Genomic DNA, 24,559 nt, shown 5'->3' with positions numbered 1-24,559 from the left:
ATACATCACAGACGCACGTGGCTGGCGAGGAAATCGAGCAGCGCGCGCACGCGTGCCGGCAGCGGGCCGCCTTGACCGATATAGAGGGCGTGGAATTCCTCGCGATCGCCGGGATTGAGCTCTTCGAGCACCGGCAACAAGCGGCCTGCGTCGATATCGGCGCGCACGGTGAAGGCGGCAAGGCGGGCGAGGCCGGCGCCGGATAGCGCCAGATGCCGCATGGCTTCGCCGTCTCCCACCTGCACGCCCGGGGTGATCGGCAACGTCACCGTCTCGCCATCCTCGCGTATCGGCCAGCCCTCGACGGCGCGGGCGTAGGAAAAGCCGATGCGGCAACGGCGGCTGAGCTCGGCGACAGAGCGTGGCTCGCCGTGTTGCCTGAGATAATCCGGCGACGCGACGATGATCTTGCCGGTGGCGCCGAGCTTGCGGGCGATCAGGCTGGAATTCTTCAAGGGGCCGGCGCGGATCGCGACGTCGGCGCGTTCCTCCATCAGGTCGACAATCCTGTCGGTATGGGAAATATCCAGCGTCACGGCGGGATGAAGCGCCATGAAGGCCGGCACCAGTGGCGCCAGCACATGATTGCCGAAGGAGCCGCTGGTATTGATGCGGATGCGGCCCGAGGCCTCCTCGCCGGTCGAAGCATGGCGTTCCGCCTCGCCGATATCGGCAAGGATGGCGATGCTGCGCTCGTAGAAGGCGCAGCCCTCCGGCGTCAGTTGCAGCTTGCGGGTCGAGCGGTTGACGAGGCGGGCGCCGAGGCGTGCCTCCAGCCGGGCGACGAGCTTGCTGACGGCCGACGGCGTCATGCGCCGGGCGGTGGCGGCCGCGGAAAAGCCGCCGCGCTCGACGACACTGACGAAGACTTCCATTTCGCCGGAGCGGTTGATGTCCTGACGACTCATGATGAATTCAAGTCACAGATGATTTGCTGGAATGCAATCTATATCACCAAGCGGACAAGGTCTATCTCATGGGAAACCAAGGAGACAGATCCATGGACTACAGAAATCTCGGCGCATCCGGTCTCAGAGTGTCGGTGTTGAGCTTTGGCGCGGGCACATTCGGCGGCAGCGGGCCGCTGTTCGGTGCCTGGGGCAATACCGATGCGGAGGAGGCGCGAAGGCTCGTCGATATCTGCCTCGAAGCCGGCGTTAATCTCTTCGACACGGCCGATGTCTATTCGGCCGGCGCCTCGGAAGAGGTGCTCGGCCAGGCGATCCGCGGCCGGCGCGACGCTGTGCTGATCTCGACGAAGACGGCGCTGCCGACGGGCGAGGGGCCGCAGGACTGGGGAACGTCGCGGGCGCGGCTGATCCGTGCGACGGAAGATGCGCTGCGCCGGCTCGGGACCGACTATATCGACCTCCTGCAGCTTCACGCCTTCGATGCCTCGACGCCGGTCGAGGAGGTGTTGTCGACGCTCGACGGGCTCGTGGCATCGGGCAAGATCCGCTATGTCGGGGTTTCGAATTTTTCCGGCTGGGAGCTGATGAAATCGCTTGCCGCCGCCGAACGCCACGGCCATCCGCGTTATGTCGCCCATCAGGTCTATTATTCGCTGGCGGGCCGCGATTACGAATGGGAGCTGATGCCGCTCGGCGCCGACCAGGGCGTTGGAGCCCTCGTCTGGAGCCCGCTTGCCTGGGGACGGTTGACCGGCAAGATCCGCCGCGGCCAACCGCTGCCGGCGTCAAGCCGACTGCACGAGACAGCGCAGTATGGCCCGCCGGTCGACGACGAGAAGCTGTTCGACATCGTCGATGTGCTGGACGCCATCGCAGCCGAAACCGGCAGGACAGTGCCGCAGATCGCCATCAACTGGCTGCTCAGCCGGCCGACGGTATCGAGCGTCATCATTGGCGCCCGCAACGAAGAGCAACTCAGGCAAAACCTCGGTTCGGTCGGCTGGAGCCTGTCGAAGGATCAGATCGAAAGGCTCGACGCCGTCAGCGCCGCAACAGTGCCCTATCCCTATTTCCCCTATCGGCGGCAAGAGGGTTTTGCGCGGCTCAACCCACCGATCGTCTGAGGTGCCGGGACGGCGGACTTTGTGTATGGCTACCGGCCTATAACAAAGGGGGAATGAAATCTTCTGCCAATCTTAACTGGACAGCCGCTTTGACTTGCCGCATACCCAGCCTGCTGCATAATTCCTTAAATCGGAATCGATTTAAGGATGAAATTATGCAGCAATTTTAAAGTTCTACAGTGTCCTTTGCACATCTGAAAAGACGCGCGGCGCTGTGGCCTGCGGGACACGATACGGTTTCGGCGGAATGGCAGGGAGATCAAAGGGATGGCGCTGAAGGACGCGAAGGCGGGCACACACAACGAGGCGGGCATCGCTGTCGTGCTCGGCATTCTCAAGCAGAGCTTCGGCGAGCGCTTCCAGACCGGCCAGTCCTTCCGCGAACAGCATGCCCATACGACCACCTACATCCCGTCGCAGTTGCCGGACGGCGTGCTCTTTGCCGAGAGCGCCGAGGATGTGAAGGCGGCGGTCAAAGCGTGTGCGGCCCACAAGGTGCCGGTGATCGGCTTCGGCGTCGGTACCTCGCTGGAGGGGCAGGTCAATGCCGCCAATGGCGGTATTTCCATCGATTTCAGCCGCATGAACCGTGTGCTCGAGGTCAATCCGGAGGACCTCGACTGCACCGTCGAGCCGGGTGTGACGCGCGAAGCGCTGAATATCCATCTGCGCGATACCGGCCTGTTCTTCCCGATCGATCCCGGCGCCAATGCCTCGATCGGCGGCATGGCATCGACGCGGGCCTCCGGCACCAATGCCGTGCGCTACGGAACGATGAAGGACAATGTGCTTGCCGTCACCGCCGTCACTGCCAATGGCGAGGAAATCCGCACGGCGCGGCGCGCCCGCAAATCTTCCGCCGGCTACGATCTGACGCGGCTCTTCGTCGGTGCCGAGGGCACGCTTGGCATCCTGACCTCGGTGACGCTGCGCCTGCAGGCGATCCCGCAGAAGATCGCCGGCGGCGCCTGCGCCTTTCCGAGCGTCAAGGCCGCATGCGATGCCGTCATCATGACGATCCAGATGGGCATTCCGGTGGCGCGCATCGAGCTGCTCGATACCGTGCAGATGCGGGCCTGCAATGCCTATTCCCAGCTTTCCTATGCCGAAAGCCCAACGCTTTTCCTCGAATTCCACGGCACCGACGAGACGGTGCCGCTGCAATCGGCAGCTTTCGCGGAGATCGCGGCAGAATGCGGCGGGGCTGAATTCCTGTGGACCGCCAATGCCGAGGAGCGGACGAAACTCTGGAAGGCCCGCCACGATGCCTATTGGGCTGCAAGGGCGCTGGCGCCTGGGCTTGCCGCACTTTCGACCGATGTTTGTGTTCCGATATCGAGGCTCGCCGATTGCGTTTCAGAAACGCAGGCGGATATCGAGGAACACGGGTTGCTCGGACCGATCGTCGGCCATGCCGGCGACGGAAACTTCCATGTGCTGTTGTTGTTCGACGACAGACGCGCCGAAGACATCGCCATGGCCGAGAGTTTCGTGCAGCGGCTCAACCGGCGGGCGCTGGACATGGATGGGACCTGCACCGGCGAACACGGGATCGGCCAAGGCAAGATGGCGTTTCTGAAACAGGAACTCGGAGGCGCGGTGGATCTGATGCGACAGGTGAAACAGGCGCTCGATCCGGACGATATCTTCAATCCCGGCAAGATTTTCCACCATGGCTGACCGGAATATTCTCATGAACTTGGGCCTTCGCCCCGGCATCGACAGCACTCGGGCATTTCCGTTCTCTGCACTTCGGAATTGCTCTGTCTTTTTGTTTTTCCGCAATTGCCTGAGAACATCACTTCGCGCTTTTCCCGGCAAAACCGCTGTGCACTTTTGCTGGAAGTGCTCTAGTGTCGATACCGGAATCCCGAATGGAGAATGCTTGAATTGGTAGGCCGGTTCCTCGTCTTTCTGGGGGGAGTGATCGTCGTAGCGCTGTTTGTGGCGCTGCTTGCGCCGCTATTCATCGACTGGACGGATTTCCGCAAGAATTTCGAGGACCAGGCGAGCCGCATCATCGGCAAGAAAGTCACTGTCTATGGGACGGTGGATGCGCGGCTCCTGCCGTTTCCGTCGGTCACGCTGCATGATGTGCGCGTCGGCCAGGAAGCGGATGGCACGCCGATCGTCCAGGTCGAGCAGTTCTCCATGGATGCGGAACTCGCGCCTTTCCTGTCGGGAGAGGCGCTGATCTTCGACATGCGCGTCGTCAATCCGAAGGTGCGCCTGAGATTGCTCAAGGACGGCACGCTCGACTGGATGCGCGGCAGCCGCGCCGAAATACCGGCGAAAACCGTCGTTCTCGAAAACGTGCATGTCAGTGGCGGCGAAGTCGAGTTCATCGACGATCAGTCGGGCCGTTCGCGCCGCATCACCGGCTTCAATGCGGAAATGTCGGCCAAGTCGCTGGCCGGCCCCTGGCGCATCGAGGGCGATGCGGCCCTTGACGGCGAGCACGGCAGCTTTTCGATCTCGAGCAGCCAGCCGGACGAGAAGGGCGTGCTGCGCATGCGCACAAAGCTTTCGCCGGACAAGCACCCCGTCAGCATCGATCTCGACGGTGAACTCAAGCTGGTCGACAGCAAGCCGAACTATCAGGGCCAGCTTTCGGCAGCGATTGAAAACCGCAACAGTGCCAAGCCGGCAAACAAGAAAGAGCAGCCGCCGCGCGTCAAGGGCCGCTTCGAGCTCACCAACGAACGCATCCGAATTCCCGAATATCGGATGGAGATCGGCCCGACCGACGATCCCTATGTCATAACCGGCGAGGCGACGCTGGATACCGGCAATGCGCCGGAATTCCTGTTGACCGCCGACGGGCAGCAGATCGATGTCAATCGTATCGGCAATCAGGGTGAGGCCGGCAAGACGACGCGCGATGCGGCGGTTTCGGCACGCCAGCGCCTCAATTCGCTGATCGATGTCATCGGGCAGGTGCCGATCCCGCAGGTGCCGGGCAAGGCGAGCGTCAAGCTGCCGGCGATCGTCGCCGGCGATACGACGCTGCGCGACGTGCAACTGGAATTAGAGCCGGCCGGTACCGGCTGGATGATCGACAGCGCCAGCGGTACGCTGCCGGGGCGGACGCAGGTGGAAGGCAAGGGCAAGCTGCTGCTTCAGGGCGACCCCTCGTTCAACGGCCAGATCGTGGTGGCCTCCAGCCAGCCGACGGGACTTGCCTCCTGGCTTGCCGGCTCGGTCGATCCGGCCATCCGGCAATTGCGGCAGGCGGGCTTTTCCGCCAATGTCAGCCTGACACATGAATTGCAGCGGTTCGAAAATCTTGAAATCGCCATCGGGCCGGCGACGCTGAAGGGCCGGCTGGAGCGCCAGGCGGTTTCCGGCCAGACGCCGACGCTGTCGGTGGCGCTGAACGGCGATACGCTCGATCTCGATGCGCTGCAGGCGCTGAGCGGGCTGATGACCGGTCAGGATGCCGGCGACAACGTGCTCGACCACAAGATTGCCGCTCAGCTCAAGGCCGATAAGTTCACTGCCTTCGGCGTCGATGCCGAAAATGTCGAGACCACCTTCACGATCGCCGACGGCGAGCTTGCCGTCGACCGGCTGTCGATCAAGAACATCGCAGGCGCCGAGCTGACGGCGACGGGCAGGGCGGAAGGCTCGCTGCTCGACTACAAGGGCGCGGGCGAGATCACCTTCAAATCGGCCGATCCCGGCGGCTTCTTCACCATGCTGCGCGAGCACCTGCCGCATCACCCGGTGCTCGACCGGCTGGTGCGCAATGCCGGTTGGTATGGCAATACGGCGCTGCGCGGCGCGCTGACGCTCGGCGGTGATGAGGGCAACGCCCTGACGGTAACGCTGGCCGGCGTCTCGAACGGCAGCCGTGTCAATCTCGACTACCGCATGTCCGATCTCCTGGCGCTGACCGGCAACGGCACCACGAGCCTCGAGACGACGCTCGAAAACGCCGTGCCGTCCGTCTTGTTCGGCCAGGCCGGGCTCGACCCGCTGCCGGTCGATGTCGGCGCCAATGGCCGCCTGACACTGAAGGTGAAGGCATCGGGCAACGATCCTGCAGATGCGGCGCTGACCTTTGCGACCGACCGGACCTCGTTCACCGCCAATGGCAAGGTCGATGTCCGGCCGGAGACTTTCATGAACGGCCAGATCGCGCTTTCGCTCGACAGCGCCGATATCGACCCCTACCTCATCATGAACGGGATCGCCCTGCCGCAGACGGGAACCGGGCTGCCATTCGGCCTGCAGGTCAATGCTGCCGTCGATAGCGACAAGATCGTCTTTTCCGATCTCAAGGGCCATGCGGCCGACAACGAGTTTTCAGGCGCGCTGAGCTTCGACAGGAAGGCTGCGAAGACGACCGCGTCCGGCGAGGTGACGCTCTCCAAGGCTGATGCCGGCTGGCTCGGCGAGGCGGTGTTCGGCCAGATCGTCGATCCAGCCAATGGCGCGCTGACGACGGCGCCGCTCGGGCTGCCCGTCTTCAAGGATCTCGACGTCAATGTGAAGCTGACGGCCAAGCAGTTCTGGCCCGGCCTGCCGGAAACGGAGGTCACCGACTTCGCCAGCAATGTCGCCTACAAGGGAGACGAGCTGCAGCTCAACGACATGGCCGGCAACTGGGATGGCGGAAAGCTCTCCGGCAATCTGCTGTTCACCAATGCCGACGGTACCGGGTTCCTGCAGACGAAGCTTGCACTTGCCGATTCCGATCTTGCCGGCGTCGTTTGGCTGCGCGACGGCGCGCCGATCGCCAACGGCAAATTCGGATTGTCGCTGTCGATGGAAGCCTCGGGCAAGACGATCGGCGAGATTGCCAGTTCGCTCAACGGTTCGGGCGAACTGAGGCTCGGCGAAACCAGCATACGGGGGCTGAACCTTGCCATCCTTCCACCGCTGCTTGCCGCGACCGACACGATGCAAGAGCAGATCAACGCCGGCAAGGTGCATCCGATCGTCGAGACGCTGCTCAGCAACGGAGAGGCAAAGCTGCCGCCGCTCGGCATCCCCTTTAATATCACCGATGGGACACTGCGCGTGCAGAACGTCACCGTCGCCAACGATCTGGCCCGCATCACCGCCGATGCACAGATTGCGCTGCCGGAGGAGCGGATCACCGCGACGTTGGGTGTCGGGCTCAATCCGGGCACGGAAGCGCTGTCCGGCGCCGAGCCGGCGCTCAGGCTGAATTTTTCCGGCATGCTGCCGTCGCCCGGCAAGACGATGGATGTGACCGATATCACCAGCTATCTGTCGCTGCGCGCCTTTGAACGCGAGCGCCGGCGCGTCGAGCGGCTACAAGCGATCGTGCTCGAAAAGCAGCGGCTGCGGCGCGAAGCGGCACTCTACCGGTTCAACGCCGCCGAGCGCGTCAAGGCGGCTGAAATCGAGCAGCAACGGCAGGCGGAGGAAGAGCGGCTGCGTGCATTGGCGCAGGCAGCGGCGGCGCAAAAGGCTGCTGCCGAGGCGGAGGCTGCACGCACGGCGGAAGCCAAAGCCAAGGCGGATGCTCAAGCGAGGGCTGCCGCCGAAGCGGAAGCGGCGCGACGCAGCGGGCCGCTGCCCGGTTCGCTCAATTTCGACCAGGTGCCAGGCGTTCAGGCGCAATGAAAATGCGTCGGATTTGATTGCAGCTCGCGGCTGTATCACTTTGAGTTATGCAGTAGTGCCGGCTTTTGCCCAAGCGAGTACATGCAGCCGGAGCGCCGAGGACAGGTTGCTATCCGGCAGCCGATGATCATCGATCTCCGAAATCAGCGCGGCGAGCGGTATAGAGCGGCTTGCGGCGATCGTCTTCAACTCAGCCCAGAATTCATCCTCCAGCGAGAAACTGGTGCGGTGGCCGTGCAATGTCGCCGAATGCTTGCGGATCATGAAGCGGCTTTACATCTTGATGGGATTGGCAGATCGATTCAAGCAAACCGCATAAGTGGCTGATCTCAATGCAGGTCGCCCGGAAGCGTGCAGCGGTTGCGGAACAATGACATGCACAAAACAAAACGTTCAGAGGCCATTTCGGCTGTTCAAGCTTTGTATGAAACCGTCACGCGCCGTCGTCATCCGTCTCGATCCGGCCGTCTCGATGCGCCCTGTCAGCCTTTTCGTTCAGGCTGCGGGTGAGCTGCTTTTCGCCCTTGGTGCGGCCGAAGGAAATACGGTTCTGTTCGGCCTGCATCTCCTTTTCGGAGCGGGCCTGCTTCTTGCGGAATTGGCGCAGATTGACGATTTCGGCACTCATGCGGGGCCTTAATCCTTAATGAAAAAGGGAGGCTTGGCCTCCCTTCAAATCATTGCTTTTTGCGGAAGGAGTCGAGCGAGACGACCGAACCCGGTTTCTTCTCTTCGCCATCGGCAGGCTTTGCTCCCGCGGCCTCATCGGGCTTTCCTGCCGCGTCGACTGGATAGGCGGTGATTTCACCGGACGGCAATTCCTCGCCATCGGCGAGCGGCACGTCGAATTCGAGCTCGAAATTGACGGAGGGATCGTAAAAGCCGCGGATCGCATTGAACGGGATGACCAGCTTTTCGGGAACGTCGGAGAAGGAAAGGCCGATCTCGAAATGCGTCTCGGTGATCTTCAACTCCCAAAACTGATGCTGGATGACGATGGTCATCTGCTCGGGATATTTCGACTTCAGGTGCTGGGAAATGCGTACGCCGGTGGCACCGGTGAGGAAGGTGATGAAGAAGTGATGGTCGCCCGGCAGGCGGCCTGTCGCTCCGACTTCCGCCAAAACCTTGCGGATGACGCCGCGAAGTGCATCCTGTGCCAGAATGTCGTAGCGGATATGATCCTGCCCCATGCTTTTCCTGTCTTTCGTCGGTTCGGAAGTCTTTTCACAAGGTTATATGCCACGTCCAGGCGCCTTGGGAAAGACCGGAGCCGAGTCACGTTTTTAAGCAGCATACATGATTTCGGCGGCAGGGAGAAGGTGAAGGCTTCTGTTGCCAGGTGCCTTCGGACCCCGCCTAGAGGTGCGAACCACTAGGACTTTGATTGAAGTGTCACACCGCGATTAAGCAGCGAGACGAGCTTCCGCATAGTTGTCGTTTGCAACTACAATTTTAGCCCGATAACGGCGGTACAATGCCGAGCAAAAAGACGATCTTTACACCCTTGTCGATCCTGTTTCGCCCCCATCAAAAGCCGGCCTTCGTGGCCGCCGGTTTTTGGTGGAGGCGCCGGGTACCGCCCCCGGGTCCAATAGGCTTATTACACCGCTCATTTATCGCCATAGCCGACCCGAAAGCCGGCACGGGTGATATAGTGGTTTCCTCAGCCGATGGAAAGGGCAAACGTCATAAAAGCGTTATGCGATCCATCAGAAATATTGGAAAAATGCCGGCCGGTGATTGGTTTCCCGCTGCGAGAGGCTTAAATTAACGCAAACGGAATCAGCGCGACATGAAGCAATATCTCGATCTTCTGAACCATGTGGTGGAAAAGGGCTCCGACCGGGGCGACCGAACCGGCACGGGCACGCGCTCGGTCTTCGGCTACCAGATGCGCTTCGATCTCGAAGAGGGCTTTCCCGTCCTCACGACGAAAAAGTTGCATCTGCGCTCGATCATTCACGAGCTGCTCTGGTTCCTGAGGGGCGAGACGAACATCCGCTATCTCAAGGAGAACGGCGTTTCGATCTGGGACGAGTGGGCGGACGAAAACGGCGATCTCGGGCCGGTCTACGGCGCCCAGTGGCGCTCCTGGCCGGCGGCAGATGGCGGCCATATCGACCAGATCGCCAATCTGGTCAAAGGTATCGTCAACAACCCGAATTCACGCCGCCATATCGTCTCGGCCTGGAATCCGGCCGAGGTCGACCAGATGGCGCTGCCGCCCTGCCATTGCCTGTTCCAGTTCTTTGTCGCCGATGGCAAGCTCTCCTGCCAGCTCTATCAGCGCTCGGCCGACATCTTCCTCGGCGTGCCGTTCAACATCGCCTCCTATGCGCTTTTGACGATGATGGTGGCTCAGGTGACCGGGTTGAAGCCCGGCGATTTCGTCCATACTCTGGGTGACGCCCATCTCTACCACAACCATTTCGACCAGGCGAAGCTGCAGCTGGCGCGCCGGCCGAAGCCGCTGCCCTTCATGCGCATCAATCCGGATGTGAAGGACATCTTCAGCTTCACCTTCGATGATTTCGAGCTGATCGGCTACGAGGCCGATGCCAGCATCAAGGCGCCGATCGCCGTCTGACCCCGAGACATTCCATGGCCGATATCCGCAGGACCATTATCGCCGCCGTTGCGCGCAACGGTATTATCGGCCGCGATGGCGACATGCCCTGGCGGCTGTCGAGCGATCTCAAGCGCTTCAAGGCGCTGACATTGGGCAAGCCTGTCGTGATGGGCCGCAAGACCTATGATTCGATCGGCAAGCCGCTGCCGGGGCGGCCGAACGTCGTCATCTCCAGGCAGGCGGCGGTCGGCCACGCTGATGTCTCCATGGCGCATTCGCTGGCGGAGGCGATGAGGGCGGCCGAAAGGCTGGCCATTGAAACGGGCGTCGACGAGATCTGCATTATCGGCGGTGGGCAGATTTACGCTCAGGCGATCGGCCTTGCAGACCGGATGTGCATCACCCATGTCGAGGCCGACCTCGATGGGGACGCGTCCTTCCCCGCGATCGATCCCGCCATCTGGCGGGCAGGGGAGTCTATTGCGGTTCCAGCCGGCGAGAAGGACAGTCACTCCACGCGCTTCCTCGTCTATGACCGCCGACACGGCTGAAAATGAACTATTTTCCAATTAAATTGACCAAGTTCCTCACGTTGCGTTGAAAGCCGATGCGGCGATACCTATAACGGTCAGCAACGCATCCACCGGTCAGCCCCCACGGTTCCGGATGCGTGGAAGACTTAACGAACAACGAGGTTTTGATGCCCTGGAGCAATCAGAATGGCGGCGGCGGCCCTTGGGGCGGCGGCGGCGGTAATAATAATCAGGGACCATGGGGCCAGGGGCCGAACCGCCCGCGCGGCGGTGGCAGCGGCAAGGGCGGACCGCCCGATCTGGAAGATATCATCCGGCGTGGCCAGGACCAGCTGCGCAACATCATTCCCGGCGGTTTCAACGGCGGCGTGGCGGTGATCGTCGCGGCAGTCGTCGCTGTCTTCTGGCTGATCCAGTGCGTCTACGTGGTGCAGCCGGACGAACGCGGCGTCGAACTGCGGTTCGGCAAGCCGAAAGAAGAGATCTCGATGCCCGGCCTGCATTTCCATCTTTGGCCGATGGAATCCGTCGAGACGGTCAAGGTGACCGTGCAACAGCTCAATATCGGGGCGACCTCGGCATCGTCTTCGAACGGCCTGATGCTGTCCAGCGACAAGAGCGTCATCAACGTGCAGTTCGCCGTATTCTACACGGTCAGTGATCCGAAGGCCTATCTCTTCAACGTCGAAAATCCGGCAGAGACCCTGCAGCAGGTCTCCGACAGCGCCATGCGCGAAATCGTCGGACGGCGTCCGGCGCAGGACGCCTTCCGCAGTAATCGACAGCCGATCGAAGTGGATGTGCTCAATATCGTGCAGGATACGATGAACCGTTATGGCGCGGGCGTGACTGTGACCGGGGTGACGATCCAGAACGTGGCGCCGCCGCGGGAAGTCGCCGATGCCTTCGAAGAAGTGCAGCGTGCCGGTCGCGACCGCGACAGCACGATCGAAGATGCCAACCGCTACACGAACCAGAAGCTCGGCCAGGCGCGCGGCGATGCGGCGCGAATCCGTGAAGATGCAGCCGCCTACAAGGACCGTGTCGTGAAGGAGGCGGAAGGTGAGGCGCAACGCTTCACTGCGATCAACGACGAATATGCGAAGGCTCCCGAAGTGACCCGCAAGCGGCTGTTCATCGAAACGATGGAGCAGGTACTGAAGAATTCGAAGAAGGTCATTATCGACGAGAAGCAGGGCGTGCTGCCCTATCTGCCGCTCAACGAGCTCGGCAAGCCGGCGCAGCAGGGAGGTTGAGCCATGACATCGAACAGACTTCCCATCATTCTCCTCATCCTCGCGATCGTACTGGTCGGGCTGTATTCGTCCATCTTCGTGGTGAATGCACGCGAGCAGGCGATCGTCGTCCGCTTCGGCCAGATTCAGTCGGTCAAGACCGAGCCCGGCATCTATTTCAAGCTGCCCTTCGGCTTCATGGATGCCGACCGCGTTCAGCTTGTGGAAAAGCAGGCACTGAGGCTCGATCTCGACAATATCCGCGTTCAGGTTCAGGACGGTCAGACCTTCGACGTCGATGCCTTCGTGATCTACAACATCTCGGATGTTCGCCGCTTCCGCGAAACGGTCTCGGGCGATCGCGAGGCCGCGGAAGCGCGGTTGAGGGCGCAGCTCGATTCATCGCTTCGCCGCGTTTACGGTCTGCGCGATTATAATGCCGCGCTCTCGGAAGAGCGTGTCGCGATGATGCTGGAGATTCGCGACGACCTGCGAACCGATGCCGAAAATCTCGGCCTGCATATCGACGACGTTCGCATCCGCCGCACCGACCTTTCGCCTGAGGTTGCGCCCAACACCTATAACGCCATGCGCTCGGAACGCCTGGCCGAGGCCGAGCGTATCCGTGCCGAGGGTAATGAAGAAGGCCAGCGGCGCCGAGCCATCGCCGATCGTCAGGTTGTCGAGTTCACCGCGGGCGCCCAGCGCGATGCGGAAATCCTGCGCGGTCAGGGCGACGCGGAACGCAACCGCGTCTTCGCCGACGCCTTCAACAAGGATCCGGCTTTCTTCGAGTTCTATCGCTCGATGGCGGCCTATTCCTCGGCGCTTTCTTCGCAGGACACGACGCTGGTACTGTCGCCGAATTCGGAATTCTTCCGCTATTTCGACAATGCCGCCGGCGCCCTGCGAACGCCGACAAATCCGGCCGCGGCAATTCCCGGCGCGGCTGCTCCCGCAGCACCCGCGCAACCGGCGAACTGACGCCAAGGGATGCCATTCGCATCCTGACAATCCTGGAAGGGCCGGCCCGAGTGCCGGCCCTTTTTTCGTGGAAAGGTCGCGATAATCAGGCTTTTGCAAGGGCACGTCATATTGCTCGGGGATTTCGCGAAAAGGTGATTTCGCCCTCCATCATTCCGCCTTATGCTGGTGCTCAATGTGCGCATTTACCGCTTATGAGGATGCTTGATGGCCCCCACGACTCGCTCGCCCTTCAGACGAACGCTCGCGCTTATGGCCAGCGCTGCAATTCTTGCGCATGCTTGCATGAACGGGGTCGCCTATGCGCAAACCGCGCCTGAGACGACAGCGCCCGGAGTTGTTGCACCCGCTCCTTCTACTCCGGAAACGGCCGCTCCTGCACCTACGCCGCCTGCACCCGCCGCACCGCAGCAGACCGCGCCGATGCAGGCCTCACCAATTCAGGTCCCAGCAATTCAGGCCGGAGTGCCCAACAATGGTCCGGCTTCGGTCGCTGATCTCGCCGAGGGGCTGCTCGACGCAGTGGTCAACATCTCGACCTCGCAGAATGTGAAGGACGACGAGGGCGCAGGCCCGGCGCCGCGGGCGCCCGACGGCTCGCCCTTCCAGGAATTCTTCAACGATTTCTTCAACAAGCAGCAGGGCAACAAAGGCCCGAACCATAATGTCAGCTCGCTCGGCTCCGGCTTCGTCATCGATCCGGCCGGCTATATCGTTACCAACAACCACGTGATCGAGGGCGCCGACGACATCGAGATCAATTTTGCCAATGGTTCGAAGCTCAAGGCGAAGCTGATCGGCACGGATACGAAGACCGATCTTTCGGTGCTGAAGGTCGAGCCGAAGGCACCGCTGAAATCGGTGAAATTCGGCGATTCCAGCACGATGCGCATCGGCGACTGGGTGATGGCGATCGGCAATCCGTTCGGCTTCGGCGGCTCGGTGACGGTGGGCATCATTTCCGGGCGCGGCCGCAACATCAATGCCGGCCCCTACGATAACTTCATCCAGACGGATGCCGCGATCAACAAAGGCAATTCCGGAGGGCCGCTCTTCAACATGAAGGGTGAGGTGATCGGCATCAACACCGCGATCATTTCGCCGAGCGGCGGCTCGATCGGCATCGGTTTCTCGGTACCCTCCGAGCTTGCCTCGGGCGTCGTCGACCAATTACGCGAATATGGTGAGACGCGGCGCGGCTGGCTCGGCGTGCGCATCCAGCCGGTGACCGACGATATCGCCGACAGCCTCGGCCTCGACACCGCCAAGGGCGCGCTGGTCGCCGGCGTCATCAAGGGCGGCCCCGTCGACGATGGTTCGATCAAGGCTGGCGATGTCATCTTGAAATTCGACGGCAAGACCGTCAGCGAAATGCGCGATCTGCCGCGCGTTGTGGCGGAGAGCACGGTCGGCAAGGAAGTCGACGTGGTGGTGCTGCGCGACGGCAAGGAACAGACCGTCAAGGTCAAACTTGGCCGGCTCGAGGATAGCGATCAGGCGGCAGCATCCGACGATGCGGCGCCCGATGGCTCGCAGGACGACGGCGTGATTACGCCTGATCCCGGCGAGAACAACGATATGGACCAGCCGGATTCCGGCGATCAGGCCCAGCCCGCACCGGGCAAGCCAGACCAGCACCAGGGCCAGGTTTCGCCGGATGCGGCCACGCCGAAGAACGTGCTCGGCCTGTCGCTGTCGCTTTTGAGCGCCGAGACGCGCAAGGCTTTCGGCATTGCCGAGAGCGTCGACGGTGTCGTCGTGACCGAGGTGACACCCGGCTCCGCTTCGGCCGAAAAAGGGCTGAAGGCCGGCGATGTGATCGTCGAGGTGGCGCAGGAGTTCATGAAGTCGCCGGATGCGGTCGCTGCCAAGGTGAAGTCGCTGAAGCAGGAAGGCCGCCGCAACGCCCAACTGATGATCGCATCGGCGAATGGCGATCTGCGGTTTGTGGCAGTGCCGATGGAGTAGGGCGGCGACTAGCCGCTGCGTTCCTGTTCTCGCCTAACCTCTCCTCCGTCATTCCTGTGCTTGTTACAGGAATCCATTCAGCGCGCGTCTGCGCGGTGAATGGGTCTAAAGGTAAGGGGGCTCCCGCGCCCAAGGACTTGGGCGCGTTGGATCCCTTTGACGAGCACAGGGATGAGGAGATTGGGGTAAGCGTTCGCGCCAAATTTTATGCAGACGCGTCGGACAGTGACTGGGTTTGGTTTAGTAAACGTCCACAGACTGTGAGCTGAAACATTCAACCCCTCACGAAATCCGTCTTCCGGTAACCCTGGATATAAAGCAGCGCCGTCAGGTCGCCGTGGTTGATGCGCATCTGCGCTTCGGCGGCAACAGCCGGCTTGGCGTGGAGGGCGACGCCGGCGCCGGCAAGGTGCAGCATGCCGAGGTCGTTGGCGCCGTCGCCGACGGCGATTGCTTCTTCCGGCGAAATGCCGAGGCTTGCCGAAATCTCGTTCAGTGCATCGACCTTCGCCTGCTTGCCGAGGATCGGTTCGGCGACAAAGCCGGAGAGGATGCCGCCGTTTTCGAGCAGCGTGTTGGCGCGGTTCTCATCAAAGCCGAGAGTAGCGGCGATGCGGCTGGTGAAGACGGTGAAGCCGCCGGAGACGAGGGCGGTGTAGTGACCTTTGGACTTCATGGTGGCGATCAGTTCCAGTCCGCCTGATGTCAGCGTGATGCGCTTGGCGATCACATCGTCGACGACCGATATCGGCAGGCCCTTCAACAGGGCGACGCGTTCGCGCAAAGCGGGCTCGAAGGCGATTTCGCCGTTCATGGCGCGGGCTGTAATGGTCGCGACCTTCTCTTTCAGGCCGACTTCGGCGGCAAGTTCGTCGATGCACTCCTGGCCGATCATCGTCGAATCCATGTCGGCGATCAGCAGCTTCTTGCGGCGGCTATCCTGCTCCTGGATGACAAGGTCGATCGGTGCACCTGCTATGACGATAAGAATGTGGGCCTCGGCCGCTTGCGCATCGATGCCGTCACGCAGCGCGATGTCGCAGGCGATGCCGTCGGCCAGCCAGTAGAGGCCGGCAGCGTTCACCGCTTCGGCCGCCCGTTCGGCGATTGCGGGTGTCAGCACGGGATTTGACGGATTGGCAACAAGCGTGGCAACGAGAGCCATGATGGAAAACCTTCTGAGCACAGTGAACGCGATCCTGATAACCGGGCCGACGGCCAGCGGCAAGTCCGCGCTGGCCGTCGAATTGGCCAAGCGCCATGACGGCGCGGTCGTCAACGCCGACAGCATGCAGGTCTACGACACGCTGCGGTTGCTGACCGCGCGCCCCTCGGCAGAAGAAATGCAGGGTGTGCCGCATCATCTCTACGGCCACGTGCCGGCAGGTGCCGGCTATTCCACTGGCGCCTGGCTGCGCGATGTTTCGGCGCTGCTGCCGGCGCTCAAGGCCGCCGGCCGGCTGCCGGTCTTCGTCGGCGGCACCGGGCTTTATTTCAAGGCGCTGACCGGGGGCCTCTCCGATATGCCTGAGATACCCGAGGCGTTGCGGGAGGAATTCAGGGCGCGGCTGCTGGAGGAGGGGCCGGAGGGGCTCCATGCCGAACTCGCCGAGGCCGATCCCGCCATGGCGACAAGTCTCAACCGCCAGGATGGGCAGCGCATCGTCCGGGCGCTTGAAGTGGTGAAGGCGACAGGACGGTCGATCGCCGAATTCCAGGGCCGCTCGGGACCGATGGTGATCGACGCTGCCCAGGCCCGCAAGATTGTCGTGCTGCCGGACAGGGCGGTGCTGCATCAGCGCATCAACGGTCGTTTCGAAAAGATGCTGCGCCAAGGCGCGGAAGACGAGGTGAAGACGCTGCTTGCGCTCGGCCTGCCCGCCGAGGCGCCTGTGATGAAGGCGATCGGCGTCTCGCAGATCGCGGCGATGCTGAACGGCGAGATGACCCGCGACGAGGTGCTGGAGAAGGGGGCCGCGGCGACGCGGCAATATGCCAAGCGGCAGATGACATGGTTCCGCAACCAGATGGACGAGAGCTGGGAGCGGCTGACGGTTTAGCCGATGGTGGACCGTCAGCCGCCGCACTTGTGCTGGGCATCGGGGAGAATCCAGCTTTCATGGGTGCGGCCGTTGGTGACGAGGAACAGCCTCCCGCCCTCGTCGGGGCTGCAATCGCGGTCGATCTCGACCAGGCACATGGTGACCGGATCGCCGGGCTTCGATCTGAGCAGCGCTTCCTCCCTGTTATAAGAGACCTGGTAGCCGTCATTGGCATAATCGATACCCGTGCCGCTGTCGAAGTCCGCATCGTCAGCCGCGCCGCCATTGCCGAGGCGGGGATGGACCTCAAGAACCGATGTGGTCGCACAGCGTCCGGCTTTCGCGGGAATCGCGGTTGCCTTGGGCAATTGGCTGCCCGCGAGAGACTGGGCTGAAATCCCCTGCATGAAATCGTTTTTGTCGGGCGAGATATTCCAGAGGACGGCGAGATAGGCGCTCAAAATGCACGACCTGTCGTCACCGCAATCGCGCCGATCCGCCAGGAAATTGCGGGTGGTATGGACGGTATCCTCGTCGGGTGCTGCTTTTTTCTGAGCGACGTAGCGTCGGTTGAAAAGCTCGTCGAGCCGGGAGAGCCGGCTGTCGTCGCAGACGATCTTTTCATCGGCGCTGCCCGCCTTGGAACAGTCGAAGCCGGCAGCCTCCGCTGCCGTCGCGAGAGGAACGCCAACACTGAAGACAATGATGAAGTTCAAGATGGATTTCACGATCGCTCTCTCTGAAAAGCTGCCGTCTCCGACGGCGCAACGGACATTCGCACCACGGTGTGGACTCATCAACGCGCAGCCGTCAGTATGCCATGCTTTTTCTCGACGGCGCCGATGGTGCGCGGTTATGCCAGGGCGCGCCGCTGATCGAGGGAAGTCTCGACATCTTCTTTGCCGGTGCGGGATCGCGCCTGCTGTTTTCCACTGATCGTTTTCAGGATCGCATCATGTCTCTTGCCTCTCCGTTTCATGGCCTTTCGGCGTTTCCGCCGACCCCCGCCGATATAGATGGCCGCGTGGACACCGAATCCCTCTGCCGTCTGCTGGAACCTTTGTGTGAAGCGGGCGTCGCCTCCATCGGCCTTCTCGGCAGCACCGGGATCTACGCCTACCTCACCCGCGAGGAGCGGCGGCGGGCCGTCGAGGCGGCGGTCGAATGTGTCAACGGCCGTGTTCCCATCCTCGTCGGCGTCGGCGCTCTGAGAACCGACCACGCGCAGGATTTAGCGAGCGATGCGGAGGCTGCCGGCGTCGATGCTCTTCTGCTTGCCCCCGTCTCCTATTCGCCGTTGACCCAGGACGAAGCCTACGAACATTTCCTGGCGGTCACGAAGGCAGCGAAGCTGCCGCTCTGCATCTATAATAATCCGGGCACGACCCATTTCACCTTCAGCCGAGACCTTTTGCAGCGCCTGTCCGCCATCGAGACGATCAGGGCGGTGAAGATGCCGCTGCCGGCCGATGGCGATCTGCAGGGGGAACTCGCGGCTTTGCGGGAAGAGACCAATCTCGCGATCGGCTACAGCGGCGACTGGGGTGCAGGCCAAGCGCTGCTTTCGGGCGCCGACGCCTGGTATAGCGTCATCGGCGGCCTGCTGCCGCGCATAGCCCTCGCCCTGACCAAGGCTGCCATGGCCGGCAACGGCGAGGAGACGCATCGGCTTGATAGGCTTTTCCAGCCGCTCTGGGAAACGTTCAAGGCATTCGGAAGCATCCGCGTGATCTATATGCTGGTCGAGCATCTCTCACTCGGCCGGGCGGAGCTTCCGCGGCCACTCTTGCCGCTAGGATCGGCGGACCGACAACGGGTGCTCGACGCTGCCCGGCCGCTGATCACCCAGGAGACGGGGCGCCAGAGTCAATCCTTGTTGTAGAGGCTGCTCAGCGGTTTCTTCAGGATGCTTTCGCGCAGCGACGTGCCGGGTTCCCGGCGGGTGATCGCGGGCTGGTCCGTCGGCGGTGCGGGCCGGGGAAAGACCGGCTCCTCGCGGCGCATCTCGCGGCGGAGCGCGTCCAGCCGGGGGTCGATCGCCGGCGGCGCGGCCGGGTCCAGTCGCGGCGTCTGCGGCAGCAGTTCGCGCCGGTAGGATTCGAGCGGAGCGGATGACGGCGAAGGCGGCGCGTAGGGCATTGCGTCGATATCCTCGTCGGCTGCATCGGCCTCGTCGAGGCCTGCGGCGGACGCAGCATAGCTCACCTGGAAATTCGAGATGTCGGGTCCGACAGTGACCGCCCGCATGCGGGTGACGATCTTGCGCAGATCGACCGTATCCGGATCTTCCTCACTGTGTTTGTTGCTGGCGCTGTTTGCCTTCGGCAGCAGGCTCTCGTCGACGCGGGAAAAGCGCATGCGCATCGGCACGCTGATCGCCTCGCCGAAGGCAATCGCCTCACCGTTGCCGATCGAGGAGATGAAACTCGTCGTCGAGATCGACGAGTTCGGGATGGCCGAGCGGATGATTTCCTGGTCTCGGTCATTGGCAAGGCGCATGGCAAAGAGCGTCGAGCACTGCGAGAGGATCGTCTGGTCGAGCTCGCCCGGCCGCTGGGTGATGATGCCGAGCGAGACGCCGTATTTGCGTCCCTCCTTGGCGATGCGGGCGATCGCCTGGCGCGTCGGCACGAAGCCGAGGCTCGGATCGGAGGGGATGTAGCGGTGGGCTTCTTCGCAAACAACCAGCATGTGGATGGCGCCTTCGCTCCACAGCGCCACCTCGAAGGCCATGCGGCAGAGCACGGAGGCGACCGAATTGACCACCTCGGAAGGAATGCCGGCGAGCTGGAAGGTGCAGATCGGCCGGTTTTCGCCCGGAACGCGGAAGATCTGCGCAATGGTCTCGGTGATCGTGTCGGTGATCGTATTGTTGGAGAACATGAAGTGGTAGCGGGGATCGTTGATCGCGGCGATCAGGCGCATCTTCAGTGACCGCAGGAAGGGCTTTTCCGTACGGCCTTCCAGGCGACCGATGCGCTCGTCGATCAGCGCCAGCAGATCGGCCATGCGGTAGGGCACCGGCGTGTCGGCGGTGATGGAACTCTTTTCCGTCGTGCGCCGAACCAGCGAGTTGTCGCTGCCGCGGAAGGCGCGCTTGGCTTCCGGCAGGATATCGCGCAGCATGTCGAGTTCTTCGGGCACTGGCGGGCGGCCGCGAAAGACGACTTCGGCAAACTCCTCCAATCGCATCAGCCAGAAGGGCAGATCGAGCGTATCGGTATCGATTGTGACGGCATGGTTGGGAAAGGCAGCGGCGAATTCGTTATGCGGATCGAGGATCAGCACACGCAGTTTCGGATCCGCCGCGATCGCTTTGTGCAAGAGCAGTGACACGGCCGTCGACTTGCCGACGCCGGTGGAGCCGACGACGGCGAAATGCTTCGAAAGCATCGACGGAATGTGGATCGCCGCGTCGATGCTTTCGTCCTGCGTCAGCTTGCCGATGACGGCGGTCGTACCCTGGCCGGCATCATAGATGCGTATCAGGTCGGCAGCGCGGATGCGGTGGGCGATGGCGCCGAGATAAGGGTATGAGGAGATGCCGGTCGAGAATTCCTCGCGCCCGTCCTCGTCGACACGGACTTCGCCGAGCAACTCGGTCTCGATCCTGAAATTATTGTCCTCGCCTTCGCCCCAGGCATGGCTTCCGGTGTTCATCTGATAGACGAGGGCGACGACGCGGTTGCGGCCGACACTGATCGAAATCAGCCGGCCGACGGACCAGAGTTCGGTTAGGTCGGTGCCGCCTTCTTCGGCGACGGCGGCAATCGTCGCCCGCGAGCCGCTGCACGCAACGACGCGGCCGAGAAAACGATTTCCCGGCGCATGGCCGTCGCGGCGATCGTGCTCGCCTGCCTTGCCAGACACGCGCAAGTCGTTGTTGAGCAAAGGGCTACTCCCTGCAATGGGACATAAGAATAAAGTCCATCCTTTAACAAATCCTTCAAACCATGGTTTTTAGAGGGTAAAGGAGCGAGGATGGATTTTTATTGCGGCATGCGTTGACGCTGCGAAATTTTCTGTCTATCACTTCCGACCATGAAAATCGCAACGGCTCTTATCGTGGTGGGAAAGCGCATGGGCAGGATGGTGTAACCATCCGGCGGTAGCCACCCATGCGCTAGATGACAGGCTCCTCCGGAGCCTTTTTTTATGCCCGAAATTCGGGCTTCCGGCCACAAACGCAATCCCAGCATCAACGGAACAGACAGATGAGCACGGACAATCAGGCGGCAGGCAATCGGATGACGGGAGCGGAGATCGTTCTCAAAGCGCTGAAGGACAACGGCGTCGAACATATCTTCGGCTATCCCGGCGGCGCGGTCCTGCCGATCTATGACGAGATTTTCCAGCAGGAAGACGTCAAGCACATCCTCGTCCGCCATGAGCAGGGGGCAGGTCATGCGGCCGAAGGGTACGCGCGCTCCACCGGAAAGGTCGGCGTCATGCTGGTGACCTCGGGCCCGGGCGCTACCAATGCGGTCACGCCGCTGCAGGACGCGCTGATGGATTCGATCCCCCTCGTCTGCCTGACCGGTCAGGTCCCGACGCCGCTGATCGGCTCCGACGCCTTCCAGGAATGCGATACGGTCGGCATCACCCGGCCGTGCACCAAGCACAATTGGCTGGTCAAGGACGTCAACCAGCTCGCTGCAGTCATTCACGAAGCTTTCCGCATCGCCCAGTCCGGCCGTCCAGGCCCTGTCGTCGTCGATATTCCGAAAGACGTGCAGTTTGCGACCGGCACCTACACGCCGCCCGCCGATTACGCGATCCAGAAGAGCTACCAGCCGAAGATCCAGGGTGACCTCAACCAGATCCATGCGGCGATCGAGCTGATGGCGAATGCGCGTCGTCCCGTGATCTATTCCGGCGGCGGCGTCGTCAATTCCGGGCCTGAGGCTTCCAAGCTGCTGCGCGAACTGGTCGAGCTCACCGATTTCCCGATCACCTCGACGCTGATGGGTCTCGGCGCCTATCCTGCTTCGGGCAAGAACTGGCTGAAGATGCTCGGCATGCACGGCTCCTACGAGGCCAACATGGCGATGCACGACTGCGACGTCATGGTCTGCATCGGCGCCCGTTTCGACGACCGCATCACCGGCCGTCTCAATGCCTTTTCGCCGAACTCGAAGAAGATCCACATCGATATCGATCCATCTTCGATCAACAAGAACGTCCGTGTCGATATCGGCATCCGCGGCGATGTCGGCCATGTCCTCGAAGACATGGTCCGCCTGTGGCGGGCGCTGCCGAAGAAGCCGGAAAAGGGTCGCCTCGAGGACTGGTGGTCAGATATCGGTCGCTGGCGGGCGCGTAACTCCTTCGCATATACCAGGAGCAACGACGTCATCATGCCGCAATATGCGCTGGAGCGGCTCTACGCGCATACCAAGGACCGCGACACCTACATCACCACCGAGGTTGGCCAGCACCAGATGTGGGCGGCACAGTTCTTCGGCTTCGAGCAGCCGAATCGCTGGATGACCTCGGGCGGCCTCGGCACGATGGGATATGGTCTGCCGGCAGCGCTCGGCGTGCAGATCGCCCATCCCGACAGCCTCGTCATCGACATTGCCGGCGATGCCTCGATCCAGATGTGTATCCAGGAAATGTCGGCGGCGATCCAGCACGATGCACCCATCAAGATCTTCATCATGAACAACCAGTACATGGGCATGGTGCGCCAGTGGCAGCAGCTGCTGCACGGCAACCGGCTGTCGAACTCCTATACCGAGGCGATGCCTGATTTCGTCAAGCTGGCGGAAGCCTATGGCGCCGTCGGCCTGCGCTGCGAAAAGCCGGAGCATCTCGACGACACTATTATGGAGATGATCGAGGTTAGAAAGCCGGTCATTTTCGATTGCCGCGTTGCCAATCTCGCCAATTGTTTCCCGATGATTCCCTCGGGCAAGGCCCACAACGAAATGCTGCTGCCTGACGAGGCCACCGACGAAGCGGTCGCCAATGCAATCGATGCCAAGGGCCGCGCCCTCGTTTGACATTTTAATTTGCGCATAATCGTCTCCGATTTTCGGGGTTATGCGGCAGGGAAGAGGAAACTCAAGACCATGAACGCACACCTACAGCCCACGGGCTCCGCCTACTTCATCTCGCCGGAAACGGCGGCGATCGAAAGCCACACGCTTTCCATTCTCGTCGATAACGAGCCGGGCGTTCTTGCCCGGGTCATCGGCCTGTTTTCCGGCCGCGGCTACAATATCGAGAGTCTGACGGTCTCCGAGACCGAGCATCAGGCGCATCTATCGCGCATCACCATCGTCACGCGCGGCACACCGCAGGTGCTGGAGCAGATCAAGGCGCAGCTCGAGCGCATCGTGCCGGTGCACCGCGTCGTCGACCTGACGGTGCGCGCCCGCGAACTCGGCCAGGAGCGGCCGATCGAGCGTGAGGTGGCGCTGGTCAAGGTGGTCGGCGAGGGCGAGATGCGCGCCGAGACGCTGCGCCTTGCCGACGCCTTCCATGCCAAGGTGGTGGATGCGACGATTGATCACTTCATTCTGGAGATCACCGGCAAGTCCTCGAAGATCGACCAATTTGTGGCGATCATGAAGCCGCTCGGCCTCATCGAGGTCTGCCGCACCGGCATCGCGGCGATGAACCGCGGCGCGCAGGGGATGTGAGCCGGCACCACAACAATGCTGAAAGCCGCTGGGGGTCAGAGCATCTCCAGCGGCTTTTTCTTTGCCGGCGGCGGGAAGGCGGCGTCGAGCGCCTGCCAGTCCTCGTCGGTGATGTCGAGTGAGACGCAGCCGCGGTTTTCCGCCGCGCGTTCGGCATTCGATGTCTTCGGGATGACGATGACGCCGTCGCGTTCGAGCAGGAAGGCGAGCGCCAGCTGGGCGGGCGTTGCCTGATAGGCCTTGGCGATACGGATCAGTTCGGGGTGGTGCAGGATATGTCCCTGCTCGATCGGCGAATAGGCCATGACTGGAATCTTGTGGCTCTGACACCAGGGCAATAGATCGAATTCGATGCCGCGGCGGGAGAGATTGTAGAGGACCTGATTGGCGGCGACATTGGCGCCGTCGGGTACTCCGAGCAGTTCCTCCATGTCGTCGGTGTCGAAGTTGGAGACGCCCCAGGCGCCGATCTTGCCGGATAGCTTCAACATTTCGAAGGCCGCGACGGTCTCGGCCAGCGGATGGCTGCCGCGCCAGTGCAGAAGATAGAGATCGATGCGGTCAGTGCGGAGCCGTTCGAGGCTGCGATCGCAGGCTTCGATCGTGCCTTTCAGGCTGGCATTCCAGGGATAGACCTTGCTGACGATGAAGACCTCGTCGCGGCGTCCGCTGACCGCCTGGCCGACGATTTCCTCGGCGCCGCCGTCGCCGTACATTTCGGCGGTGTCGATCAGCGTCATGCCGAGATCGATGCCGGCCTTGAGGCTTTCGATCTCGGCTCGGGCGTGGCCGGCATCCTCGCCCATGGCCCAGCTTCCCTGGCCGAGCGCCGGCACTTCCGCGCCGTTCGGGAATTTGATCGATGGAATCGGGTCGTCCTGCATGGTTTTCTTCCTCGGCAAAAGATTGGGCCGTGTCGCCATCTTTCAAGTAATCCTGTCACCA

General features: G+C 62.1%; 20 protein-coding genes and 1 other RNA gene. 12 read left to right on the top strand and 9 right to left on the bottom strand.

The features are described from left to right. Window positions 1-5: 5 nt before the first annotated feature. A complete protein-coding gene (locus GR197_RS17335) occupies window positions 6-908 on the bottom strand; it encodes a LysR substrate-binding domain-containing protein (protein ID WP_164011637.1) in 903 nt (300 codons plus the stop codon). Window positions 909-1,000: 92 nt separating this feature from the next. Between GR197_RS17335 and GR197_RS17330 the strand changes: the two genes are divergently transcribed. The 3 genes from GR197_RS17330 to GR197_RS17320 all read left to right on the top strand — a co-directional run bounded on the left by GR197_RS17330 (window position 1,001) and on the right by GR197_RS17320 (window position 7,633). Then, window positions 1,001-2,035, top strand: a complete 1,035-nt coding sequence (locus GR197_RS17330) for an aldo/keto reductase (RefSeq protein ID WP_164011635.1) — start codon at window positions 1,001-1,003, stop codon at window positions 2,033-2,035. Between the two features lie 267 nt (window positions 2,036-2,302). After that, a complete protein-coding gene (locus GR197_RS17325) occupies window positions 2,303-3,715 on the top strand; it encodes an FAD-binding oxidoreductase (protein WP_164011633.1) in 1,413 nt (470 codons plus the stop codon). A 210-nt stretch (window positions 3,716-3,925) separates the two neighbouring features. Beyond that, window positions 3,926-7,633, top strand: a complete 3,708-nt coding sequence (locus GR197_RS17320) for an AsmA family protein (RefSeq protein WP_164011860.1) — start codon at window positions 3,926-3,928, stop codon at window positions 7,631-7,633. A 45-nt stretch (window positions 7,634-7,678) separates the two neighbouring features. On the opposite strand, the gene GR197_RS17315 is transcribed toward GR197_RS17320, so the two are convergent. From GR197_RS17315 to ssrA, 4 genes are all read right to left on the bottom strand, one after another. Then, window positions 7,679-7,897 (bottom strand): ribbon-helix-helix domain-containing protein, encoded by a 219-nt coding sequence (locus GR197_RS17315; protein WP_164011631.1) that lies wholly within the window; start codon window positions 7,895-7,897, stop codon window positions 7,679-7,681. Window positions 7,898-8,066: 169 nt separating this feature from the next. Further along, entirely contained in the window at window positions 8,067-8,261 is a 195-nt protein-coding gene (locus GR197_RS17310) for a DUF4169 family protein (RefSeq protein WP_164011629.1), read from the bottom strand. Between the two features lie 49 nt (window positions 8,262-8,310). Continuing rightward, window positions 8,311-8,826 (bottom strand): SspB family protein, encoded by a 516-nt coding sequence (locus GR197_RS17305; RefSeq protein ID WP_164011627.1) that lies wholly within the window; start codon window positions 8,824-8,826, stop codon window positions 8,311-8,313. A gap of 128 nt (window positions 8,827-8,954) precedes the next feature. After that, window positions 8,955-9,317: a transfer-messenger RNA gene (gene ssrA / locus GR197_RS17300) on the bottom strand. Window positions 9,318-9,428: 111 nt separating this feature from the next. Between ssrA and GR197_RS17295 the strand changes: the two genes are divergently transcribed. The 5 genes from GR197_RS17295 (at window position 9,429) to GR197_RS17275 (ending at window position 14,925) form a co-directional block, all read left to right on the top strand. Further along, window positions 9,429-10,223 (top strand): thymidylate synthase, encoded by a 795-nt coding sequence (locus tag GR197_RS17295; protein WP_164011625.1) that lies wholly within the window; start codon window positions 9,429-9,431, stop codon window positions 10,221-10,223. A gap of 14 nt (window positions 10,224-10,237) precedes the next feature. Beyond that, the gene (locus tag GR197_RS17290) at window positions 10,238-10,756 is read left to right on the top strand and encodes a dihydrofolate reductase (RefSeq protein ID WP_164011623.1); all 519 of its coding nucleotides are present in this window, start codon (window positions 10,238-10,240) and stop codon (window positions 10,754-10,756) included. 149 nt (window positions 10,757-10,905) lie between these two features. Beyond that, window positions 10,906-11,994, top strand: coding sequence for an FtsH protease activity modulator HflK (gene hflK, locus GR197_RS17285; protein WP_164011621.1), 1,089 nt, complete (start codon window positions 10,906-10,908; stop codon window positions 11,992-11,994). 3 nt (window positions 11,995-11,997) lie between these two features. Next, window positions 11,998-12,957 (top strand): protease modulator HflC, encoded by a 960-nt coding sequence (gene hflC / locus GR197_RS17280; RefSeq protein ID WP_164011619.1) that lies wholly within the window; start codon window positions 11,998-12,000, stop codon window positions 12,955-12,957. 207 nt (window positions 12,958-13,164) lie between these two features. After that, window positions 13,165-14,925 (top strand): Do family serine endopeptidase, encoded by a 1,761-nt coding sequence (locus GR197_RS17275; protein WP_164011617.1) that lies wholly within the window; start codon window positions 13,165-13,167, stop codon window positions 14,923-14,925. A 274-nt stretch (window positions 14,926-15,199) separates the two neighbouring features. Here the strand turns inward: GR197_RS17275 and serB are convergent, their stop codons facing one another. Next, window positions 15,200-16,090: a phosphoserine phosphatase SerB gene (gene serB, locus GR197_RS17270; protein ID WP_164011615.1), complete on the bottom strand. Its 891-nt coding sequence runs from the start codon at window positions 16,088-16,090 to the stop codon at window positions 15,200-15,202. Here serB and miaA point away from each other — a divergent pair. Continuing rightward, window positions 16,089-16,985 (top strand): tRNA (adenosine(37)-N6)-dimethylallyltransferase MiaA, encoded by an 897-nt coding sequence (gene miaA, locus GR197_RS17265; RefSeq protein WP_164011858.1) that lies wholly within the window; start codon window positions 16,089-16,091, stop codon window positions 16,983-16,985. The genes serB and miaA overlap by 2 nt on opposite strands. 14 nt (window positions 16,986-16,999) lie before the next feature. On the opposite strand, the gene GR197_RS17260 is transcribed toward miaA, so the two are convergent. Beyond that, window positions 17,000-17,695: a hypothetical protein gene (locus tag GR197_RS17260; protein ID WP_164011613.1), complete on the bottom strand. Its 696-nt coding sequence runs from the start codon at window positions 17,693-17,695 to the stop codon at window positions 17,000-17,002. A gap of 227 nt (window positions 17,696-17,922) precedes the next feature. Here GR197_RS17260 and GR197_RS17255 point away from each other — a divergent pair, with 227 nt between their 5' ends. Beyond that, window positions 17,923-18,849, top strand: coding sequence for a dihydrodipicolinate synthase family protein (locus tag GR197_RS17255; protein ID WP_164011856.1), 927 nt, complete (start codon window positions 17,923-17,925; stop codon window positions 18,847-18,849). Here GR197_RS17255 and GR197_RS17250 read toward each other — a convergent pair. Continuing rightward, the gene (locus GR197_RS17250) at window positions 18,834-20,858 is read right to left on the bottom strand and encodes an ATP-binding protein (protein ID WP_164011611.1); all 2,025 of its coding nucleotides are present in this window, start codon (window positions 20,856-20,858) and stop codon (window positions 18,834-18,836) included. The genes GR197_RS17255 and GR197_RS17250 overlap by 16 nt on opposite strands. A 323-nt stretch (window positions 20,859-21,181) precedes the next feature. On the opposite strand from GR197_RS17250, the gene GR197_RS17245 reads away from it, so the two are divergent. Together GR197_RS17245 and ilvN are read left to right on the top strand one after the other, a co-directional pair. Further along, the gene (locus tag GR197_RS17245) at window positions 21,182-22,972 is read left to right on the top strand and encodes an acetolactate synthase 3 large subunit (protein ID WP_164011609.1); all 1,791 of its coding nucleotides are present in this window, start codon (window positions 21,182-21,184) and stop codon (window positions 22,970-22,972) included. 69 nt (window positions 22,973-23,041) lie between these two features. Then, a complete protein-coding gene (ilvN, locus tag GR197_RS17240; protein WP_164011607.1) occupies window positions 23,042-23,614 on the top strand; it encodes an acetolactate synthase small subunit in 573 nt (190 codons plus the stop codon). Window positions 23,615-23,649: 35 nt separating this feature from the next. Here the strand turns inward: ilvN and GR197_RS17235 are convergent, their stop codons facing one another. Further along, entirely contained in the window at window positions 23,650-24,498 is an 849-nt protein-coding gene (locus GR197_RS17235; RefSeq protein WP_164011598.1) for an aldo/keto reductase, read from the bottom strand. Window positions 24,499-24,559 lie beyond the last annotated feature (61 nt).

The sequence above is a fragment of the Rhizobium phaseoli genome, from assembly GCF_010668805.1.
GTDB classification, from domain to species: domain Bacteria; phylum Pseudomonadota; class Alphaproteobacteria; order Rhizobiales; family Rhizobiaceae; genus Rhizobium; species Rhizobium phaseoli_A.
Note: the sequence above shows the minus strand (reverse complement) of the source record. Positions and strands in the feature narration are given on the sequence as shown.

What these genes read in the sequence shown, in the direction of transcription:
- GR197_RS17295 (WP_164011625.1), top strand. Translation starts at nt 9,429, where the DNA reads ATGAAGCAATATCTCGATCTTCTGAACCATGTGGTGGAAAAGGGCTCC.
- GR197_RS17335 (WP_164011637.1), bottom strand. Translation starts at nt 908, where the DNA reads ATGAGTCGTCAGGACATCAACCGCTCCGGCGAAATGGAAGTCTTCGTC.
- GR197_RS17305 (WP_164011627.1), bottom strand. Translation starts at nt 8,826, where the DNA reads ATGGGGCAGGATCATATCCGCTACGACATTCTGGCACAGGATGCACTT.
- hflK (WP_164011621.1), top strand. Translation starts at nt 10,906, where the DNA reads ATGCCCTGGAGCAATCAGAATGGCGGCGGCGGCCCTTGGGGCGGCGGC.
- hflC (WP_164011619.1), top strand. Translation starts at nt 11,998, where the DNA reads ATGACATCGAACAGACTTCCCATCATTCTCCTCATCCTCGCGATCGTA.
- GR197_RS17310 (WP_164011629.1), bottom strand. Translation starts at nt 8,261, where the DNA reads ATGAGTGCCGAAATCGTCAATCTGCGCCAATTCCGCAAGAAGCAGGCC.
- GR197_RS17245 (WP_164011609.1), top strand. Translation starts at nt 21,182, where the DNA reads ATGAGCACGGACAATCAGGCGGCAGGCAATCGGATGACGGGAGCGGAG.
- GR197_RS17290 (WP_164011623.1), top strand. Translation starts at nt 10,238, where the DNA reads ATGGCCGATATCCGCAGGACCATTATCGCCGCCGTTGCGCGCAACGGT.
- GR197_RS17275 (WP_164011617.1), top strand. Translation starts at nt 13,165, where the DNA reads ATGGCCCCCACGACTCGCTCGCCCTTCAGACGAACGCTCGCGCTTATG.
- serB (WP_164011615.1), bottom strand. Translation starts at nt 16,090, where the DNA reads ATGGCTCTCGTTGCCACGCTTGTTGCCAATCCGTCAAATCCCGTGCTG.
- GR197_RS17255 (WP_164011856.1), top strand. Translation starts at nt 17,923, where the DNA reads ATGTCTCTTGCCTCTCCGTTTCATGGCCTTTCGGCGTTTCCGCCGACC.
- GR197_RS17315 (WP_164011631.1), bottom strand. Translation starts at nt 7,897, where the DNA reads ATGATCCGCAAGCATTCGGCGACATTGCACGGCCACCGCACCAGTTTC.
- GR197_RS17325 (WP_164011633.1), top strand. Translation starts at nt 2,303, where the DNA reads ATGGCGCTGAAGGACGCGAAGGCGGGCACACACAACGAGGCGGGCATC.
- GR197_RS17235 (WP_164011598.1), bottom strand. Translation starts at nt 24,498, where the DNA reads ATGCAGGACGACCCGATTCCATCGATCAAATTCCCGAACGGCGCGGAA.
- GR197_RS17330 (WP_164011635.1), top strand. Translation starts at nt 1,001, where the DNA reads ATGGACTACAGAAATCTCGGCGCATCCGGTCTCAGAGTGTCGGTGTTG.
- miaA (WP_164011858.1), top strand. Translation starts at nt 16,089, where the DNA reads ATGATGGAAAACCTTCTGAGCACAGTGAACGCGATCCTGATAACCGGG.
- ilvN (WP_164011607.1), top strand. Translation starts at nt 23,042, where the DNA reads ATGAACGCACACCTACAGCCCACGGGCTCCGCCTACTTCATCTCGCCG.